This is a genomic window from Streptomyces sp. NPDC000878, assembly GCF_053599695.1.
Genome location: NZ_JBSFMT010000003.1, coordinates 184,339 through 203,053 on the forward strand (window position 1 = coordinate 184,339; position 18,715 = coordinate 203,053).

An 18,715-nucleotide genomic window follows, 5' to 3' on the forward strand; every position below is an offset into this window, starting at 1 on the left:
GGGACCAGGTTCGTTTATGGGTGACTACCAATGCCTGCTTGACACCCGGTGATTTCCGTCCGCAGAATTCGGCAACCGAGATGGGAGGTCAGCCGTGCGGCTCAGGCGTTCCTTGAGAACCGGTCCTGCAGTGGTCGCCGTGGTGCTGAGCCTGGCGCTCACCGCCTGCCAGGACAGCGGTTCGGCGAATTCGAGCAGTGGCTCACTGATGATCAATTACGCTTCCGGAAAAACCGTGCTCCAGCGGAACTTCAATCCGCTGACCAGCACAGGTGACGCTTCTCCGGGAACCAGGATCTACATGTACCAGTCGCTCATGGGGGTGAATGTCCTCAAGGGCGGCGAATTCGAACCATGGCTCGCTTCCGCGCAGAAACTGTCGGCGGACGGCCGTACACTGACCGTGGACATCGAGAAGAAAGCCACCTGGAGCGACGGGACACCGGTCACCGCCGCCGACGTGGTGTTCACCTTCGAGCTGGTGAAGAGAACACCCGCACTCAACTCGTCCGGTGTCTCGTTCTCCTCGGTGACCGCGCAGGGGCAGAAGACGGTCGTCTTCCAATTCGACAAGCCCGCTTTCACCCAGGTCGCCTCGATTCTCCAGCAGTACATCGTGCCGGAGAAGTACTGGGCGAATCAGAAGGACCCGGTCACCTTCACCAACCCCGACCCCGTGGGCAGCGGCCCGTACACCCTCAAGCGGTTCGACCCGCAGCAGATCAGCCTCACCCTCCGGAACGACTACTGGCGCAGCAGGATCCAGGTCAAGCAGATCCGGCTGCCCGTGGTGAACTCCGCCACCGAGATCTCCCAGCTGACCAGCGGTCAGGAGGACCTGAGCGGCGGCGCGATACCCAACCTGGAGAAGCAGTACGTCGACAAGGACCCGGCGAAGAACGGTTACTTCTATCCGACGTACGGGTCGCTGGTCCTGGTCTTCAACCACGACCGGGGCGCGTTGAAGGATCTTCACCTGCGCAAGGCGGTCGAGCTGGCCATCGACCGTCCGCAGCTCATCCAGCTCGTCACCCAGCTCGGCGCGACCCCCATCAGCCAGACCGGCCTGGACGCGGCGACCCAGGGCAAATGGCTCGACCCCGCCTACAAGGACGCCGTCCAGACCGACCTCGCAGCCGCCAAGTCCCAGCTCCAGCAGGCCGGTTACACCCTCAGCGACGGCAAGGCGGTGAAGGACGGCAAGCAGCTCACGCTCGACTACATCGAGGTCGCCGAGTTCGCGGACTCCGTGCAGCGGGCCCGGATCATCGCCGACCAGCTCGGCAAGATCGGCATCAAGGTGAATGTGCAGCCCCTGGCCAGCGGCACCTACACCGACACCCGCGCCAAGGGCGACTTCGACCTCGCCTCGTACGGACTCGCGTACGGCGCCGTGCCCTGGCAGGTCTACAACCCGCTGCTCAGCAGCCAGTTCGCCGGCACCGAGAAGGGCGGCAAGGCGCAGACCAACAACTACCTGCGCTGGCGCGACCCGAGCACCGACGATCTGCTGAACCAGCTCGCGAACTCCGGCGACGAACAGACACAGATCCAGCTCACCCGGAAGCTGGAGAAGATCATCGTCGACCAGGTGCCCTTCGTGACACTGTCGAACATCACCGCCGGCTGCGCGTGGAGCGCCCGCAACTGGACCGGATTCCCCGACAAGAGCAATCCGTACGCCATCTGCGCGCCCTGGAACGGCGGACCGGCGTTCGAGAACGTCCTCGCCCAGCTGAAGCCGGTGAAGTGATGGGTGAAGTGATGGGCGTGCCCAGGGAGTTCGCCCGATGACGGCGACGACACTTCCGGCGCCGCACACCGAGCCGCCGACGGCGGACGGCCCCGCACGCCGTCGCCGACGCGGCGGCCGGGCCCGGGTCCTGCTGCGCCGCCTCGGCTTCTACCTCGCGACCGCCGCCGTGGCCGTCACCCTGAACTTTGTCATCCCCCGCCTCATGCCGGGCGACCCGGCCTCCGTCATCCTGAACAAGCTGGCCCAGAGGTCACAGGTCAACGCGGCCACCGAGAAGTCCATCCAGGCGTTGTTCGGCGTCCCCGACCAGAACCTGGGGGAGCAGTACCTGCACTACCTCTCCCAGCTCGCCCACCTCGACTTCGGGATCTCCACCGCCTACTTCCCGCAGCCCGTGGGCGAGATGATCTCCCAGGGCCTGCCCTGGACACTGGGCCTGGTCAGCCTGACCACCGTCCTGGCGTTCCTCCTCGGCACCGGACTCGGCATCGTCTCCGGGGCCAGGCCCGGCAGCCGCCTGGACAGCGTGCTGGCACCGCTCGCGACCTTCCTCGGCTCGATGCCGTACTTCTGGGTCGCCACCATGCTCCTGCTTCTGCTGTCCGTGAGCCTGCCGGTCTTCCCCTCCCAGAACGGCTACGACCTCAACCTCGAACCGGGCCTCGACTTCGCCTTCGTCAGCAGCGTGATCGCGCACGGCTTCCTGCCCGCGCTGACGATCGTCCTCTCCTCGGTCGGCGGCTGGCTGCTCGGTATGCGCAACATGATGATCACCACCGTGGCCGAGGACTACGTCAGCCTCGCCGAGGCCAAGGGGCTCAGCCGCTGGCGGATCATGCTGGCGTACGCCGCCCGCAACGCGATGCTGCCGCAGGTGGCGGGCCTGGCCATCTCGATCGGCACCGTGGTCGGCGGCTCGCTCCTCGCCGAGGCGGTCTTCGCCTACCCCGGCATCGGCTACCTCTTCTACCAGGCCGTGGTGAACCTCGACTATCCGCTGATGCAGGCGCTGTTCCTGATCATCTCGCTGTCCGTACTGGTGGCCAACTTCATCGCCGACTCCGTCTACGTCCTGCTCGACCCGCGCACCCGGGAGGACGCATGACGACCGCCGCGCCGCTCACCTGGCGCACCGCGTGGCACAAGCTGGTCCCCGCCAACCGCAAGGCCCGCGTCGGACTCGCGATCATCGCCGGGTACGTCCTCGTGGCCGCCGCGGGTCCGTGGATCGTGCAGTCGGTGATGGGACTGTCGCCCACGGAACTCACCGGGGCCGTCCTCCAACCTCCCTCCATGGACCACCCGTTGGGCACCACGCAGGACGGCACCGACGTCCTCGCCCAACTCGTCGTCGGCACCCGGACCTCGCTGCTCGTGGGCGCCGTCGCGGCCGTCGTCTCCACCACGCTGTCGGTGGCCGTCGGGCTGATCGGCGGCTACTACGGCGGCACGGTCGACTCGGTGCTCGGCGCCCTCACCAACGTCTTCCTCGTGCTGCCCGGGCTGCCGCTGGTCATCATCCTCGCCGGATATCTGCGGGGTCGGGGTGGGCCGTTCGCGGTCGCGCTGGTCATCGGCCTGACCGGCTGGGCCTGGGGCGCCCGCTCCAAGCGCGTACAGACCCTGTCCCTGCGCAACAGGGACTTCGTCCTCGGCGCCCGGCTGCTGGGGGAGAGCAATCCGCGGATCATGCTCGTCGAGGTGCTGCCCAATCTGCTGCCGGTGATCTCCGCGACGCTGATGCTCTCCCTCGTCACCTCCATCCTCGCCGTCTCCGGCCTGGACTTCCTCGGCATCGGCGACATCAACACCGTCAGCTGGGGCACCATGCTCTATTTCGCCCAGCAGCGGCAGGCGATGGTCTCCGGCGCGTGGTGGTGGTTCGTACCGCCCGGAGTCGCCATCACGGTGCTCGGCGCCGCCGCCGGGCTCGTCAACTTCGGCATCGACGAACTGACCAACCCGCGACTGCGCGGCGCCCGCCGCAAGAAGGGGGCACAGTGAGCCTGTTGCTGGACGTCAGGAACCTCAGCGTCGACTACGGCACGGCCGCCGAACCCCTGCCCGCAGTGTCCCAAGTGTCCTTGGAACTGCGCCGCGGCGAGATCCTCGGCATCGCCGGCGAGAGCGGCAGCGGCAAGACCACCCTGATCAACGCCCTGCTACGGCTGCTGCGCCCACCCGCAGTCGTCCGCACGGGCAGCGCCACGCTCCACCCGCGCTCGGGCGACCCCGTCGATCTGCTCCACGCCGACGCACGCGAACTGCGCAGGACCCGCTGGGAACACACGGCAGTCGTCTTCCAGAGCGCCATGAACGCCCTCAACCCCGTCGCCAGACTCGGCGCCCAGTTCACCGACACCCTGCACGCCCACCGCCGTATGACCAGATCACAGGCCCGCGAACGCGCCGCGCACATGCTCGGACTCGTCGGCATCCCCGCCACCCGCCTGGACAGCTTTCCGCACGAACTCTCCGGCGGAATGCGCCAGCGGGCCACCATCGCGCTCGCCCTGGTCTGCGACCCCGACCTGCTGGTGATGGACGAGCCGACGACGGCTGTGGACGTGGTGATGCAGCGGCAGATCCTGCGCCAAGTCATCCGGTTGCAGCGGGAGTTGGGCTTCTCCGTCGTCTTCATCACGCATGACCTGTCGCTGCTCCTGGAGATCGCCGACCGTATCGCCGTCATGTACGGCGGACGGATCGTGGAGAGCGGCCCGGCCGGCGATCTGTACCGGGACCCGAGACACCCGTACACCCGTGGACTGCGCGACTCCTTCCCGCCGCTGCGCGGATCGATGCGCCGCCTGAGCGGCATCCCCGGCAACCCGCCCGACCTGCGCGGCCTCCCACCCGGCTGCCCCTTCCAGCCACGCTGCCCACACGCGACGCCCGAGTGCGAGGCGGCACCTCCCGCGCTCACCACGTACGGCACAGAGCGCGCCGTGGCCTGCATCCACGCCGACGACCTGCCCGCGCCGACCGCCGGAGGGCGAGCATGACCGACGAGCAGGCCCCGGCGCGCAAGCGGGCCGAACCGGCTCCCGTACTCGAGGCGGTGGACGTCACCGTCCACTACCCGGTGCACCGCTCCCGTGGCGAGAGTGTGCACGCGCTGGAGAACGCCTCCCTGCGCCTGATCCCGGGCCGCACCGTGGCCCTCGTCGGCGAGAGCGGCAGCGGTAAGTCCACCTTCGCCCGGACTCTCGCCCTCGCCCAGACCCCCACCAGCGGCAGCGTCCTGCTGAACGGGAAACCCGCCTCGGCACGCGGCCGCCGGGCCCGCCGCGCCTACGCCCGCCGGGTCCAGATGGTGCTCCAGGATCCCTTCGCCTCCCTCAACCCCCTGCACCGCGTGCGCTACCTGCTCGAACGGCCGCTGCGGCTGCACGGCTCCGTCACCGGCCGCGAGGACCTGGAACGGCGCCTGCGAGCCTTGCTGGAACGGGTGCGGCTCACCCCGCCCGAGCGCTTCCTGGACGCCTTCCCGCACGAGCTGTCCGGCGGCCAGCGCCAGCGCGTCGCGATCGCCCGCGCGCTCGCCGTCGAACCCGAAGTGCTCCTGGGTGACGAGCTGGTGAGCATGCTGGACGTCTCCATCCGCCTGGAGATCCTCAACCTCCTCGCCGCCCTGCGCGACGAGGAACACCTGGCCATGCTCTACATCACCCACGACATCGCCGGTGCCCGCTACTTCGCCGACGAGATCGCGGTGATGTACGCGGGGGAGATCGTCGAGTACGGCACGGCGGAAGACGTCACCCAGACCCCGGCCCACCCGTACACCCGACTGCTCCTGGACTCGACCCCGGACCCGGACCGGATGGAGTTCCTGGCGGGCCGCACCAACCGCACGGACGGCGAACCTGACGCCACCGGGGACGACTACGGCGAACCCCCGGACCTCGTCCACCCTCCGTCCGGCTGCCGCTTCCACCCGCGCTGCCCCCTGGCCCGCGCCGCATGCCGCACCGAGCGGCCCCCGCACGTCGAGCTGACCGACCGTCACTGGGCCCGCTGCGTCCTGCTGGCGCAACCGGACGCCGCCCGTGACACGACCACCGCGGAGCTGACCCCGTGACCACCCTCCCGGACGACCTGATCGAGGCCGCCCACCGCTGCCTCGTCCTCGGCTTCGACGGTACGACCGTCCCCGGCGACCTGAGACGGCTGGCGGACACCGGACTCGGCGGCGTCATCCTGCACACCCGCAACGTCGCCGGACAAGCCCAACTGCGCCGCCTCACCGACGAGTTGCGCTCCCTGCGCCCCGGACTCCTGGTCACCGTCGACCAGGAGGGCGGAAGCATCAGCCATCTCGCCAGGGCCGGGGCACCCGAAACCCCGGGCGCCTGGGCGCTCGGCGTCGCCGACGACACCGAGCTGACCGCCGCCGTCGCCGACGCGCTCGCCCGGCACCTGGCCGAGTGCGGAGTCGCCGTCAGCTACGCCCCCGTGGCCGACGTGCACCGGGACGTCGCCAACCCCATCGTGCGCACCCGCTCCTTCGGCGCCGACCCCGGCCAGGCCGCCCGGCACGTCACGGCCTGGACGAAGGCCACGCTGGCCGCCGGCATCGCCCCGTGCGCCAAGCACTTCCCGGGCCACGGCTCGACCACCGTCGACAGCCACCTGGGCACCGCCGTCGACACCAGGGACGAGCAGGCCCTCCGCGAGATCGACCTGCCGCTCTTCCGGGCCGCCATCGCTGCGGGCGTCCCGCTCGTCATGACGGCCCACGTCGTCTACCCGGCCCTCGACGCGACCGCCCCCGCCACCCTCAGCCGCCGCATCCTCACCGACCTCCTGCGCACCGAACTCGGCTTCGAGGGCGTCATCGTGACCGACGCCCTGGAGATGAAGGCGATCTCCGACACGGTCGGCGAACCGGCCGCGGCCGTCGCGGCGATCGCCGCGGGAGCCGACCAGCTGATCATCGCCCGCCCCGACCCGCAACTGTGGCTGCGCTGCCGGGACGCCCTGCTCGACGCCATGGTGGGCGGCACGCTCGACCCCGCCCGGGTCGTCGACGCAGCCCGCCGCGTCGACGCCCTGGCCGACCGGTTCGCCCAGCCACCGACCACGACCGGCGGCCCCGCCCCGGAGGACGTGGGGCTGCTGGCCGCCCGCCGCGCCATCCGCTGGAAGCCCCTGCCCGGCCCCGTCGTCGATCCGTACGTCGTCGACCTGCACCGCCGCCCCAACCCCGCGCTGGAATGGGACCGTACGGACCTCCTCACCCTCCTGCGGGAGGTCATGCCCGCCACCGACGGCGTCGTGACGAGCGAAGGCCCCGTCGACGTGCCCGGCATCCTGCGGCACGCCCAGGGGCGGCCACTGCTGATCGCCACCGAGGACGCGGACCTGCACCCCTGGCAGTCCGAGGCCCGCACCGCCCTGTTCACCGCCCGCCCCGACGCCCTCCTCGTCGCCACCGGCATGCCGGACGCGGAGACGGAGGCGGCCGACGGGCTGTGCGCGTACGGACGGGGCCGGGCGAACCTGCGAGCCGTGGCCGAGGCGCTGCTCTAGGGCGCGGCCGGGACGGTGGAGCGAGGGCGAGTGCCAGTGGGGAGCGGGTGGGCGTCGGCGGAGAGAGGGGGAGTGTCGGTGGGGAGTGGGTGGTGGTCGGCGGGGCGGCCGGTCAGGGCCGCGACTATCGCCAGGCGGTACAGCCCGGTCGGCCGGCCCTTTCGACGGGTCTGGGCCAAGCCCTCGGCGGTGACCAGGCCGTGGGCGTGGAGCTTGCGGACCAGGCGTCGCCCGCTGGGATCGGTGACGGCCATGGCGTCGGCCAACTCGCTCGGCGTGACGGTCCGTCCGGCCAGGTCGCGCTCGATCGCGGCGAGCCGTGACAACGTTGCCGGACTGAGCCCGACGGTCCGGGCGAGGGACCGCATCCGGTCGTCCTGCTCCTGGGCGGACCGGGGCTGCGGCGGTCCGCCCGGCCCCAGCGGCCCGATCACGAGCCCGCCGTCCTCCATCAGATAGCCGCACGGCCGGTTCTCCGACTCCGCGCGGGCGGCGGCCCGTTCGGCGAGCATCACCGAGGAACGTGCCGAGGGCCCCACGCCGAACCCGGCGGCCACCCCCACACCGAGTGACTCCTGGGCCTGCTCCAGCACCGGAACGATGAGCCAGTTGCGGCTGAGCCGCTCGAACACCGTCCGGCGCCCGAGAACCACCACACCGCGCCGGCCACGGTTCTCGATCCAGGCGTCGCTGAGTTCGGGCGTGGCCCGCAGCAGCTGCAACAGACCCATGCGGCCACGCTCCAAGTCGCCTGGACCACCACGCCTGTTGACACAGAACACGCCGGCGGCGAACCCGGCGGCGCCCGCCTGCTCGGACCGGATGCGCAGCACCAGCTCGTGCAGCTCCGCGCGGATGCTGGACGGCACGGGCGAGCCGTTCAGTACGCGCAGGCTGCCGCGCAACTGCCGCAGAACAGCGGTCCGCGCGGTGATGACGTACCCGCCGCCCTCCCGGAGGGAACGCTGGTGGAAGGCACAGATCTCCTCGACGGACCGGTCGTCGGCGTACGGCAGACACGCGACCCGGGTGCGGTCGATGTGCAGCGCCTCCGTCACCTCGGAGACCACCTCGTGGTCGAAGGTGTCGATGCTGACCGGAACCGGCTGCCAGCCACGGGCCTGCGCCTGGGACAACGCCAGCGCCAGATCGAGGGCCGAACTGCGGGTGACCGCGACAGGAAGGCCGGGGGAGAGGACGTCACGGCACGCGCGATACGGAACGGCCCCCACCAGCAGTCCGTCCAGCGCGTGCCCGTCGACGAGGCTCTGCACACGGGGCCGGATCTCGTGCTCGTGCCCGTACGTGACCCACTTCAGCGAGATTCCGGACAGCGGCTCGACGGCCTCCTCGAAGACCCCACGCCGGCTTGCGTGAACGACAAGTCCGATCGACAAACTCACGATGTACCACCCATCAGGAACGTGGTCCTGGGCTGCTCTTGGCGGAAGACGGTACACGGAGGGACGGTCTTGCCGCCGCCGGGAGGTGCACGACCCTTGACGGGCGGAGATCGGGAGGGTGATTCTTAGTAGAGGATACTCATTACAGGACGAATTTGGCGTGGTCAGGTAAAAAGTCCAGTAGATGGTGGACTCGGAGAGGGTAATGGTGCCCTCAACGGGAAGGTGATGGCCGTGTCGTCGAGTTCGGTACGAGGTGTGTCGGCTACGCCGGTGGAATCGATCATCGAGCCTCTGCGTGAATGCATGGTCTCGATGGGCAGCGGCCACGGCAAGGAGACCGGCGACCGGCGCAGCCCGGAACGTACCGTCCTGGGACGGGTCGCCTCCATCATGGAGGTGTTCAACGGCGGTCAGCAGGTGCTGAGTCTCGGTGATCTCAGCGACCGCACGGGACTTCCGAAGTCGACCCTGCACCGCCTGGCCGATCAGCTGTGCCAGGTCGGGTGGTTGGAACGCGATCCGGGCGGCTACCGCGTCGGTATGCGGCTGTTCGAACTGGGGAGCCTCGCCGTCGAAGGACATCGGCTGCAGGAAACAGCGTTCCCGTACCTCCAGGCCCTCGCGGCCAAGACCGGGATGTCCGCGCAACTCGGCATCCTCGACCGGACCGAGGTCGTGTATCTCGAACGTATCGTGGTGGGCCCGGTCCGGCTGCCGACTCGGCGCGGTGGACGCCAGCCCGCCTACTGCACCGCGTTGGGCAAGGCGATGGCGGCGTTCGACGGCGAGGCCATGCGCGCGGTGGTCTCCTCGCCGATGCCGAGAAGGACGGCGAACACGATCACGGAATCCTTCGCCCTGTGGACGGAACTCGACCAGATTCGCAAGGTCGGCATAGCGCTCGACCGCAGCGAGGCCTACGAGGAACTCGTGTGCGTCGCCGCGCCGATCCGCGACTCGGGGCGCGCGATCGGGGCGGTGTCCGTCACCGGACCGGCCGGTCGGATGAGATGGCGTATGGCAACCGAGGCCGTGCACAGCACGGCCGCCGCGATCTGGAACGCGAGCTTCAGGTTCGGGAGCGCGGGCGCCCGGATGTAGCGCCCGCTTCCCAGGCAGTCGTCGTGAGGAGACGGGCCGCCGCTCGGGTGTCGGGTCAGCGATGGATCCAGCCCGCGTCGTGCCAGTACGTCCGGAGCTTCTCCATCGGCTCGGGCCAGGTCTCGGCGTAGGTGACGCCCTCGGGTCCGGCCGTCATGAGATAGGGGGTTCCGGCAGTGCTGATCCAGAACTCGCCCGGACCGACGGTCCTGCTGCCCTCCTCCCCGTCCTTGCCCCAAGTCACGTGGAATTGGCCGCCGAACACGATGATCAGCTCATCGAGGTTGTGGTGATGGCGGGGCACGGAGAAATTCGGCGCGCACCGCAGCCCGTTCAGATTGAACGACCCGTCCACCTTGGTCGAGAGCCACATATTGCCCTCGAAGGTCTTCTGCATATCGACCGGAGCATCGGCGAGGAGGCCACCTTCGTCCCAGAGGTACATGGGAGCGGCTTGATCGACCGGCAACTCGATCCAACCCTCATCGGACAGCAGACTGAAGAATTCGATTGCCATGCCCCGATTCTGCTGAACGGGGCCAGGTGTGTCATTCGTCGATCCCGTTGGACGGGACGGGCCGACGACACGACCACCGGCCGTACGTACGGTTGCGGCATGGGACTTGTTTTCGATGATCTGGTGGACGACGCGGACTGGATCCCGATGGACCTCGACCAGCAGCAGAATCCGAATTACTTCTGGAAGGACGGTGGTCTGCTGAGCGATGCGCCGGTGGACTTCCGGGCGACGTTCGACGGGGCGATGTGGGTCACCACCAAGCCGATCGACATGCCGCGCTTCAACCGCAACCCGCTGCGCGTGCGACCGCACTTCACGGTGCCCCGCCACCATCACAACGTGGACGAGATGCTCTTCGTCCTCGCGGGCGAGTACAGCATCGAGCACTACGAGACGGGCGAGCCGCAGACGGTGCGGGTGGGGCCGGGCGACTTCTTCCTCAGCCGCGCCGACACGCCGTACACGATGACGGCCGGCCCCGAGGGCGTCACGTACATCGAGACCTGGCCGAAGCCCGTGACCTACCTGGAGACGTACTGGCACGACGTCGGCTGGATCCACCGCTGAGTCGCGGTGACGCCGGTTCTCCCCCGCCGCCGGCCGCCATGCGCGACCGGACCGTCGGCACTGCCGGACAGGCCGGTGTGCCGACGGGGCGGGCGACGCTGATCCCGGATCAGTCGGTCCAGAGGAACCGGTCGGCGACCCGGTGGTGGTTGTAGATGGTCATCTCCTGCTCCTCGCTGAGCCGGTGCCCGTCGAAGCTCGGGGAGTGCATGCCCACCGTGACCTCCTTGGCGTTCATCAGGTCCTGGGTGAAGATCTCGCCGAGGTCGGCCTCGCGGAAGTCCTCGAAGAACTGCGGCTGGAAGTCGCGCTTCTTGTCGTAGTCGGCGACGGGGACCTGGTCCAGGCTGAAGATCTCGAAGAGGCAGCTGTCCGGGTCGAGGCCATTGGGGCGCGCCCGGTAACCGAACACCGACCCCTGGTTGGGCAGCAGGATCGTGTTCGGGAACACGTTCCACGCCGTACCGGCATCCGCCCACTGCTGCGGGGTGATGACCGGCCAGTCGTAGCCCTCGGCGAGCGACAGCTCCCGGTACAGCCGGAGGTAGTACTGACCGGCGGTCATCCCCTCCGGTACGTCCGCGGTCTTGAGCGCCTCGGCGGCGCGCCAGCTCCGCTCGTTCTCCAGGCCGCGCATGTCGTCGGCGATGTACTGCACGCTCAGTGCGACGCTGAGCCGCTCGTCGGTCACACCCCCCGTGCCCCGGTTGCTCGGGTCCTTGGCGGCATCACCGGAAGCCGTGTTCCTCTTCTCGCCGACACTTGAGTAGTGGGCGTGCCGCTCGTACACGGTCGTGGGCGCCCAGATCCGCGACTCGAGTTCCTTCATCGAGGCGATGTTCGTGTTCGACTTGTCGAAGCGGTAGAGCTGCGGATGCGTCCCTGCCACGTGGTACGCCTCAAGGAATCCGTCCAGTGCGGTCTTCCAGTTGCACGGCAGCAGCACGCTCTTGAACCACCGGTACCGCATGTGCTCGAACTGGAACGGCTCGAAGATCCTCGGGATCGGGTCGAGGTATTCGAGCAGCGGCTTGGCATCGGGGTCCATGTTGATGAACACGAACCCGCCCCACAGCTCCGCCCGTACCCGGACCAGACCCAGGTCGTCGTCGGAGCGGGGCACGAACTCCTCACGGTCCAGTACGAGCCTGATCGAGCCGTCCAGATTCCAACGCCAGCCGTGGAACGGGCAGATGAGCGAACCGACGCGACCCCGTCCCCGCGCGAGGCGGGTACCGCGATGCCGGCAGGCGTTGAAGTAGGCGCGGATCGAGTCCTTGGCCTCCCGCACGATCAGGATCGAATGACCACCGATCTCGTACTCGACGAAACATCCGACACCCGGCAGTTCCTCGACGCGACAGGCCATGAGCCACGCCCGCGTGAACACCTTCTCCAGCTCCAGCTTGAGGAACTCAGGGTCCAGATACCGGCCCTTGGGCACGAACGCCCGGGAGAGCCGGTACTTCTCCGGGACCTTCTCGGCGGGGACATCGCCCTCGAACCAGGGAACGCGACGGTCCAGCCGGGGCTCGACTTCCACAGACACCAGAAACCACTCCTCCACTCGTCGTACGCGTACGCCTGCGGGCGCGCACCGGGCGATGTCAGCCCGCGTCGGGGCCGGCGATCTCGGTCCCGTCGGCGCTCCGCACCACGTGGATGCAGTTGCCCGGGCACCCGTCGGCGGCGTCGATCACGTCCAGGCGCAGCTTCTCCGCCACATCGGCCTGCGAGCCTTCCGGCATCAGCAGTTCACCGTCGGCGGCGTTCTTGACGTAGGCCAGCCCGTCGCCGCCGAACTCGAAGACATCGGGCGCGTACTGGGTGCACAGACCGTCACCGGTGCACAGCTTCTGATCGATCCACACCCGTACGTCATCGCTCATGAGTCTCGGCCTCCTCCTCCGCGGCACGCTCCGGTGTCGCCGTCGGTCGCCACCGCAGCGGGGCTGAAAACGACTCTCCCCGGGGTGTCTCCGGCCGTCCACCGCCCGTCCCACCAAGCGGAATCCGCGCTCACGCAGGGCCTTGGCCCCGCCATACGCTCGACCGGCCACCCGCCACTGGAGCCCTGGACGCCGTCGCGCCGGACGCCGCTCCTCGCACGTCACACGTCACACGTATTTCCGCTCACCCCCCTTTCCCGCCGGAGGATTCCCATGACGGCAATACCTCACGCAGCGAACGGAATCGGACCCACCGCCGGCCCGGGCTGGACCCCCAGGCTCGTCTGGTCGACGGTCTTCCTGGCCATGGTTCTGGAGGCGTTGGGCCTCGGCGCCGCCATGGTCGCGATCGGGCTCCCGAGCATCCTCAAGGAGTTCCCGACGACCCAGGGCGGTTGGCTGACAACCGTCTACTTCCTGGCCGGCGCGGTCTGCGCCCCGCTGCTCGGCAAGGCGGCGGACCTCTACGGCAAACGACGGGTACTGCTGCTCACCATGCTCGTCTCGGGTGCCGGCGCCGTCGTCTGCGCACTGGCACCCAACTTCGCCGTCATGGTGGTCGGCCGGACACTTCAGGGCCCCATCCTGGCGACGCTCTCGCTGATCCCCTCCCTCATCCGGGACGTCTATCCGCCCCGGCAGGCCGCCTTCGCGGCCAGTATCACCATCACCGGGATGGGGGCGCTCTCGCTGTTCTCGCCCCTGCTCATCGGATGGCTCATCGAGGCCGTGGGCTTCCGGGGGATGTTCTGGTTCGACGCGGTCTGGACGTTCGCCCTGTGCGCGGCGATACGGCTGACCACGCCGGAGTCGACGCTGCGCCGCACCGCCCGCCCGGACGTGGTCGGCGCCACCCTGCTGGCCGCGGGTGTCCTCGGGGTGCTGCTCTACGTCAGCTGGGGCAACTCCTGGGGCTGGGGAGCCGGGACCGGCGTAACCCTGCTGGTGGCCGGGCTCGTACTGCTGGCGCTGTTCTTCTGGCGTGCACGCCGTACGCCGGAACCGATCGTCAACCTCTCCCTGTTCCGCCGGAAACAACTGCTGTACGTCTCCGTCGCGGGTGCGACCGCGTACGCCGTCTCCGCGTCGGTCTTCCAGATCATCCCCATGATGGCGATGACCCCACGGGTGGCCGGACAGACGTACGGGCTCGGGCTGACCACACTGGGATACGCCTCCCTGGAGACCCCGAAGGCGCTGGCGACGGTCGCCTGCGGTCTGCTGGTCGGCTTCCTGGCCGCCCGTGGGCGCAACCCCCGGCTCTTCATGACGCTCGGCCTCGGCGCGTGGGCGATCGGCACGACACTGCTCGCCTTCCGCAACGACACCTTCGGCGAACTCGTCGTCTGTGCCCTGATCGTCGGGGTCGGCGGCGGTCTGACGACGGCGGCCGTGCCCGGTCTCGTGATGCGCGCGACGCCCGTCGGCGACCAGGGCTCGACCGCCGGCACCGTCCAGCTCACCCAGACCGGGTTCTCGGCCGTCCTGCCCGTCGTCATGTTCGCGGTGCTCGCGCCGTACGCGACGCTCATGCCCGGGGGCGGTGTGGTCTACGCGGAGGAGGGCTTCCGCAAGTGGCTGCTGATCTCGACCGTGCTGGCGGTCGGGGTGCTCCTCATCGTGGTGACGCTGCTGCGGGAGCGCCGCGACGAGGCGGTGGAGGAGTTCACCGTCGACACGCGCGTGCCCGCGACGGTGTCAGCCGGGGACGGGGCCATGACGACCACACCCACCGCGCCGGTCGGAACACCCAAGACCTGAACACCGGTTGACGCGGCGCCCCGCCCGGCGACGGGCGGGGCGCCCCACAACCCACCCCCTCACCACTCCCAGGAGGTCGGCCCGTGGGCGAGACAGTGACCACAGACATGCTTATCGTCGGCGCCGGCCCGGTCGGGCTCTTCGGCGCCTACTGCGCGGGCTTCCGCGGGCTGCGGACCGTCCTGGTCGACGCGTTGCCGCAGTGCGGCGGCCAGATCACCGCGCTCTACCCGGAGAAGGAGATCCGTGACATCGCGGCCGTCCCCGGTGCCCGTGGACGTGACGTCGTCACCGCCCTCAAGGACCAGGCCGACGCGTTCGGCCCGACCTATCTGCTCGGCCGCCAGGCGGTCCGGCTCACCCACTCCTGGGACGGACGCCCGCAGGTCACCCTCTCCGACGGCACCGTGGTCGACGCCGGCGCGGTCGTCCTGACCGCCGGGATCGGCGCGTTCACCCCGCGAACCCTCCCGGCCGGGGAGGACTTCCTGGGCCGCGGGCTCAGCTACTTCGTCCCGTCCCCGGCGGAGTACGCCGACCGTGACGTCCTCGTCGTCGGCGGCGGGGACAGCGCGGTCGACTGGGCGCTCGCCCTGCACCCGATCGCCCGCTCGGTGACCCTCGTGCACCGCCGCGGCACGTTCCGCGCCCACGCGGCGAGCGTGCGCGACGTGAGCGAATGCGGCGTCGAGATCGTCACCAACGCCCAGGTGGAGGCCCTGTCCGGCGACGACCGGCTGCGCCAGGCCCATCTCCGGGTCGACGGCGAGGATGAGGTCCGGGTGCTGAAGGTCGACGCGGTCGTGGCCGCGCTCGGCTTCATCAGCAACCTCGGGCCGCTCGCCGACTGGGGCGTGGAACTGGAGCGACGCGCGATCGTCGTCGACACCCGGATGCGTACCGCCGTCGACCGGGTCTACGCCGCCGGCGACGTCACCGCGTACCCCGGCAAGGTCCGCCTGATGTCCGTCGGCTTCGGGGAGGTCGCGACCGCGGTCAACAACGCCGCGGTCGCCCTGGACCCCGCGCTGTCACTGTTTCCCGGTCACTCGACCGAATCCGCCTGACCGACCGGGTCGAGCGGGGCCCGGTTCCTACGGGGCCTCGCCGGCCATGGCGAGGGCGGCGACGTAGGAGAACGCCATCGACGAGCCCACAGGGCCTCCCGCGCCGGGATAGATCCGGCCGGACATCGGAGCCATCGTGTTCCCCGACGCGTACAGGCCGGTGATCACCGAGCCGTCGGGCCGTACGACGCGCGCGTGGTCGTCCGTCCTGAGGCCGCCCTTGGTCCCCAGGTCGGAGAGCACGATCGTCGCCGCGTAGAACGGCGGCTTGTCGATCACACCCAGGCAGGGATTGGGGCCGTCGGTGTGGGCCCCCGCCATCCCCGTGATCATGAGATCCCAGGGATCCTCGCCCCGGCCGAACTGCTCGTCCTTGCCGCCGCGGGCAAAGCCGTTGAACCGCTCGACGCTCTCGGTCAGCGCACCTCCGGGTACGCCGATCAGCGCCGCCAGCTCCTCGAGTGTCCCGGCCCGTTGCAGAACACCCACCTCGACGAACTCGTCGACGTCGAACCAGCCCGGGACCTGCGGGGCGACGGGCAGCCCCGCGAAAGCCCGCTCGTTGTCGATCTGCCGCTGGTCGAACACCCAGTGCGTGGGAAGGTGTGACACGCCCGAGGCCCGGTGCGCCCGGAGCATCTCGTGACCGGCCCGGTCGTACGGGAGACGCTCGTTCATGTAGCGCTGCCCGGCGGCGTTGACCCAGATGCCGCTCCACACCGACGTGTAGAACACCGGACGCGTACGGGGTACGACGAGGCCCGGCGCGAGCCACGACTCGTCGAGCAGGTCGGTCGCCGCCCCGATGGCCATGCCCGCGGTGAGGGCGTCGCCGGTGTTTCCCGGGCAGCCCTGGGTCCATTCGTCGGTGAGGCCGGGCTGGAACCGCTGACGGAGCGCGGCGTTGCGCTCGTATCCGCCCGCCGCGAGGAGTACGCCCCGGCCGGCGCGGAACGTCACCGGCTCGCCCTCGCGCACGGCCTCCACCCCGACGACCACGCCGTCCTCGACGAGAAGGCGCTCCAGCGCGGTGTTCGTCAGCACCGTGCCGTTGCCCGTCTCCGTGAACGCGAGCAACGCGCGACCGATGAGGGCCTGCCCGCCGATCATCACCGGGCCGGGATCGACACCCCAGCGCTCCGTCCAGAGCGGCCTGCGCACCAGGGGCTCCAGATCACCGAGTTCGGAACGGTCGAGGTCCGGAGGGAAGATGGTGCGCCCCTGCGGCAGGCTTCCCGGCCGTCCGGCGAAGTAGTCGGGTACACCCTGCCAGACGAACCGGCCGAACCGCGGATTGCTCTCCAACTCGTCGATCATGCGAGGCCCCGCCTGGAGGAAGGCCTCCCGCAAGGAGGCCGGCGAGTCGTCGCCGACGATCGCGTCGAGATAAGGACGTGCGATATCGGGACCGTCCTCTATCCCGGCGCGCTGCTCGGCGGCGTTGCCGGGGAGCCAGATCCCGGCACCGGAGTGGGCCGTCGTCCCGCCGACGAACTCCGTCTTCTCGATGACCAGCGTGCGCAGTCCGCGAGACGCCGCGGCGTACGCGCCGACCAGACCCGCCCCCGAGCCGACGACGATGACATCGTACGAATCAGCCGTGCCTGCGCCGCTCATGACGGTTCCCCTCACGATGTGTCGAGCATGGGACGGGCCGGCCGAACTCACCACGGAGAACGCCGTACCGGAAGGCCGGCGCTTCAGCCCCGGACCGCGTTCGAGGCCGCTTCGAGATGCGCGAACCCCTGGGCGCTTGCCTCGTCGAGCTCCATGACCTCGACGAAGTGGCCCAGTTCGGCCGTCATGTCGAGGTACCCGAAGCGGATGCCACCGCTGTCCCCGAACTGCTTCCAGGTTCTGCCGCTCGCGGCGACGACCGCGGACGCCTCGTCGAAGTCGTCGACGCGGAAGCCCAGGTGATGCAACGTCGCCGGCACCCCGGGCCTGATGGCGCCCCGATAGAGGCCGACCGCGCCGGCCACCGGGCGGATGATCTCCAGATTGGTCGGACCCGCGTTGACGAGGGCGACATCGATGACCCATTCGGCAGCCGGTTCACCGTCCACCACCACGAAGGGGGTCCTCGGGTCTCCGGCACCGGTCGGAGGCAGGCCGCCGCCCAGAGACGACTTGTAGTGCCTGACGCACTCCACCGTCCCCAACCTCGACTCGAGGAAGGACGCCGCGGCGTCGATGTCGTCCGTCACGTATCCGAGCTGCATGAAATTGCGGAAGAGGTCACTCAACGACCGCATTTCGGACTCCCTTGTCCCGGCGGTGGTCGCCGCGAGTCATTGCCCTGTGCCACTCGCTGCGGACCAGTGCGGGAAACGACTCTCCGCCCGGCAGCCACGGTCGTCCACCGCGGATCCCATCAGGCGGAATCAAGGCGGAACCAAGACGGGATCAAGGGAGACATCGGTGACGGTTCGGCTCCGGCACGCCATGGTCAACGGCCCGGCGGCTGCGCGTGGTTCACGGATCACCGGGTCACGGATCACCGGTGTGGGACGATGCGTGGATGACCGGATCGAGCGAGGAACCGACGCGGCTGCGACGGCCCGTGCCTCGACCCGACGACGACCGACCGGTGACCCCGCACCTGGACCGGGGATCGGTCGACCACCGGCTGATCACGATGCGCAAGGCGGTCGGGCAGCTCGACTCCTTCGGGCCGATGGATCGCACGCGCCTGGAGAGCGATCCGGCGGCCGGGCTCGTCGTCGAGCGGATCCTGGCACTCCTGGTCGACCTGGCCTTCGCGATCAACAGTCATGTCTCCGCCGCGGTGCTCGGCGATGTGCCGCAGACGTCCGACGCCTCGTTCGCCGCGGCCGAGCGGACCGGGATGATCGACGCGGAGCTGGCGACCGCCCTGGTACCGCCGGACGGCCCGCACCACATCCTGCTGCAGCTGTACCTGGACACCGAACCCGAAGCGGTCGCCGCGGTCGTGTCCGCCGCGCTGTCCGGATACGAGGAGTACGTACGGCAGGTGGCCCACTGGACCGCGGACCAGGCCCCGGAGCGCTGACACCCACCCGGTACGGCGA

At 69.6% G+C, this 18,715-nt stretch carries 17 protein-coding genes; 11 read left to right on the forward strand and 6 right to left on the reverse strand.

Features of this window, described 5'->3' with window-relative positions; genetic code table 11:
- Positions 1 to 139 precede the first annotated feature (139 nt).
- The 6 genes from ACWDR4_RS04430 to ACWDR4_RS04455 are packed head-to-tail and all read left to right on the forward strand — an operon-like array spanning position 140 to position 7,291.
- A complete protein-coding gene (locus ACWDR4_RS04430; protein ID WP_450403747.1) occupies positions 140 to 1,753 on the forward strand; it encodes an ABC transporter substrate-binding protein in 1,614 nt (537 codons plus the stop codon).
- A 37-nt stretch (positions 1,754 to 1,790) separates the two neighbouring features.
- Complete coding sequence (locus tag ACWDR4_RS04435; protein WP_450403749.1) at positions 1,791 to 2,861, forward strand: ABC transporter permease; 1,071 nt, start codon at positions 1,791 to 1,793, stop codon at positions 2,859 to 2,861.
- The gene (locus ACWDR4_RS04440; protein WP_450403752.1) at positions 2,858 to 3,760 is read left to right on the forward strand and encodes an ABC transporter permease; all 903 of its coding nucleotides are present in this window, start codon (positions 2,858 to 2,860) and stop codon (positions 3,758 to 3,760) included. The genes ACWDR4_RS04435 and ACWDR4_RS04440 overlap by 4 nt, the downstream gene beginning before the upstream one ends.
- On the forward strand, positions 3,757 to 4,761 hold the full coding sequence (locus ACWDR4_RS04445) for an ABC transporter ATP-binding protein (protein ID WP_450403754.1): 1,005 nt from the start codon (positions 3,757 to 3,759) through the stop codon (positions 4,759 to 4,761). Before ACWDR4_RS04440 ends, ACWDR4_RS04445 begins: the two co-directional genes overlap by 4 nt.
- Positions 4,758 to 5,840 carry an ABC transporter ATP-binding protein gene (locus ACWDR4_RS04450; RefSeq protein WP_450403757.1) on the forward strand — a complete coding sequence of 361 codons (1,083 nt, stop codon included), beginning with the start codon at positions 4,758 to 4,760 and terminating at the stop codon, positions 5,838 to 5,840. Before ACWDR4_RS04445 ends, ACWDR4_RS04450 begins: the two co-directional genes overlap by 4 nt.
- A complete protein-coding gene (locus ACWDR4_RS04455) occupies positions 5,837 to 7,291 on the forward strand; it encodes a glycoside hydrolase family 3 N-terminal domain-containing protein (protein ID WP_450403759.1) in 1,455 nt (484 codons plus the stop codon). The genes ACWDR4_RS04450 and ACWDR4_RS04455 overlap by 4 nt, the downstream gene beginning before the upstream one ends.
- Here the strand turns inward: ACWDR4_RS04455 and ACWDR4_RS04460 are convergent.
- On the reverse strand, positions 7,288 to 8,694 hold the full coding sequence (locus ACWDR4_RS04460; protein ID WP_450403761.1) for a MarR family transcriptional regulator: 1,407 nt from the start codon (positions 8,692 to 8,694) through the stop codon (positions 7,288 to 7,290). The genes ACWDR4_RS04455 and ACWDR4_RS04460 overlap by 4 nt on opposite strands.
- A 234-nt stretch (positions 8,695 to 8,928) precedes the next feature.
- On the opposite strand from ACWDR4_RS04460, the gene ACWDR4_RS04465 reads away from it, so the two are divergent.
- Complete coding sequence (locus ACWDR4_RS04465) at positions 8,929 to 9,798, forward strand: IclR family transcriptional regulator (protein WP_450403762.1); 870 nt, start codon at positions 8,929 to 8,931, stop codon at positions 9,796 to 9,798.
- 55 nt (positions 9,799 to 9,853) lie between these two features.
- On the opposite strand, the gene ACWDR4_RS04470 is transcribed toward ACWDR4_RS04465, so the two are convergent.
- Entirely contained in the window at positions 9,854 to 10,315 is a 462-nt protein-coding gene (locus ACWDR4_RS04470; protein ID WP_450403763.1) for a hypothetical protein, read from the reverse strand.
- 99 nt (positions 10,316 to 10,414) lie between these two features.
- Here ACWDR4_RS04470 and ACWDR4_RS04475 point away from each other — a divergent pair, with 99 nt between their 5' ends.
- Positions 10,415 to 10,885 (forward strand): cupin domain-containing protein, encoded by a 471-nt coding sequence (locus ACWDR4_RS04475; protein WP_450403766.1) that lies wholly within the window; start codon positions 10,415 to 10,417, stop codon positions 10,883 to 10,885.
- Between the two features lie 109 nt (positions 10,886 to 10,994).
- Here ACWDR4_RS04475 and ACWDR4_RS04480 read toward each other — a convergent pair whose 3' ends face one another.
- Complete coding sequence (locus ACWDR4_RS04480) at positions 10,995 to 12,434, reverse strand: aromatic ring-hydroxylating oxygenase subunit alpha (RefSeq protein ID WP_450403768.1); 1,440 nt, start codon at positions 12,432 to 12,434, stop codon at positions 10,995 to 10,997.
- Between the two features lie 58 nt (positions 12,435 to 12,492).
- The gene (locus ACWDR4_RS04485; RefSeq protein ID WP_450403770.1) at positions 12,493 to 12,774 is read right to left on the reverse strand and encodes a ferredoxin; all 282 of its coding nucleotides are present in this window, start codon (positions 12,772 to 12,774) and stop codon (positions 12,493 to 12,495) included.
- A 273-nt stretch (positions 12,775 to 13,047) separates the two neighbouring features.
- On the opposite strand from ACWDR4_RS04485, the gene ACWDR4_RS04490 reads away from it, so the two are divergent.
- The gene (locus ACWDR4_RS04490) at positions 13,048 to 14,595 is read left to right on the forward strand and encodes an MFS transporter (RefSeq protein WP_450403773.1); all 1,548 of its coding nucleotides are present in this window, start codon (positions 13,048 to 13,050) and stop codon (positions 14,593 to 14,595) included.
- Positions 14,596 to 14,678: 83 nt separating this feature from the next.
- Entirely contained in the window at positions 14,679 to 15,662 is a 984-nt protein-coding gene (locus tag ACWDR4_RS04495; protein WP_450403775.1) for an NAD(P)/FAD-dependent oxidoreductase, read from the forward strand.
- Positions 15,663 to 15,689: 27 nt separating this feature from the next.
- On the opposite strand, the gene ACWDR4_RS04500 is transcribed toward ACWDR4_RS04495, so the two are convergent.
- Together ACWDR4_RS04500 and ACWDR4_RS04505 are read right to left on the reverse strand one after the other, a co-directional pair.
- Complete coding sequence (locus ACWDR4_RS04500) at positions 15,690 to 17,279, reverse strand: FAD-dependent oxidoreductase (RefSeq protein WP_450403777.1); 1,590 nt, start codon at positions 17,277 to 17,279, stop codon at positions 15,690 to 15,692.
- A gap of 83 nt (positions 17,280 to 17,362) precedes the next feature.
- Positions 17,363 to 17,917: a VOC family protein gene (locus ACWDR4_RS04505; protein ID WP_450403778.1), complete on the reverse strand. Its 555-nt coding sequence runs from the start codon at positions 17,915 to 17,917 to the stop codon at positions 17,363 to 17,365.
- A gap of 266 nt (positions 17,918 to 18,183) precedes the next feature.
- Here ACWDR4_RS04505 and ACWDR4_RS04510 point away from each other — a divergent pair, with 266 nt between their 5' ends.
- A complete protein-coding gene (locus ACWDR4_RS04510; RefSeq protein WP_450403781.1) occupies positions 18,184 to 18,696 on the forward strand; it encodes a HepT-like ribonuclease domain-containing protein in 513 nt (170 codons plus the stop codon).
- Positions 18,697 to 18,715 lie beyond the last annotated feature (19 nt).

Excerpts from the sequence above, each read along its gene's own strand:
- ACWDR4_RS04435 (WP_450403749.1), top strand. The coding sequence starts at position 1,791 with ATGACGGCGACGACACTTCCGGCGCCGCACACCGAGCCGCCGACGGCG.
- ACWDR4_RS04440 (WP_450403752.1), top strand. The coding sequence starts at position 2,858 with ATGACGACCGCCGCGCCGCTCACCTGGCGCACCGCGTGGCACAAGCTG.
- ACWDR4_RS04450 (WP_450403757.1), top strand. The coding sequence starts at position 4,758 with ATGACCGACGAGCAGGCCCCGGCGCGCAAGCGGGCCGAACCGGCTCCC.
- ACWDR4_RS04470 (WP_450403763.1), bottom strand. The coding sequence starts at position 10,315 with ATGGCAATCGAATTCTTCAGTCTGCTGTCCGATGAGGGTTGGATCGAG.
- ACWDR4_RS04475 (WP_450403766.1), top strand. The coding sequence starts at position 10,415 with ATGGGACTTGTTTTCGATGATCTGGTGGACGACGCGGACTGGATCCCG.
- ACWDR4_RS04485 (WP_450403770.1), bottom strand. The coding sequence starts at position 12,774 with ATGAGCGATGACGTACGGGTGTGGATCGATCAGAAGCTGTGCACCGGT.
- ACWDR4_RS04490 (WP_450403773.1), top strand. The coding sequence starts at position 13,048 with ATGACGGCAATACCTCACGCAGCGAACGGAATCGGACCCACCGCCGGC.
- ACWDR4_RS04500 (WP_450403777.1), bottom strand. The coding sequence starts at position 17,279 with ATGAGCGGCGCAGGCACGGCTGATTCGTACGATGTCATCGTCGTCGGC.
- ACWDR4_RS04505 (WP_450403778.1), bottom strand. The coding sequence starts at position 17,917 with ATGCGGTCGTTGAGTGACCTCTTCCGCAATTTCATGCAGCTCGGATAC.
- ACWDR4_RS04510 (WP_450403781.1), top strand. The coding sequence starts at position 18,184 with ATGACCGGATCGAGCGAGGAACCGACGCGGCTGCGACGGCCCGTGCCT.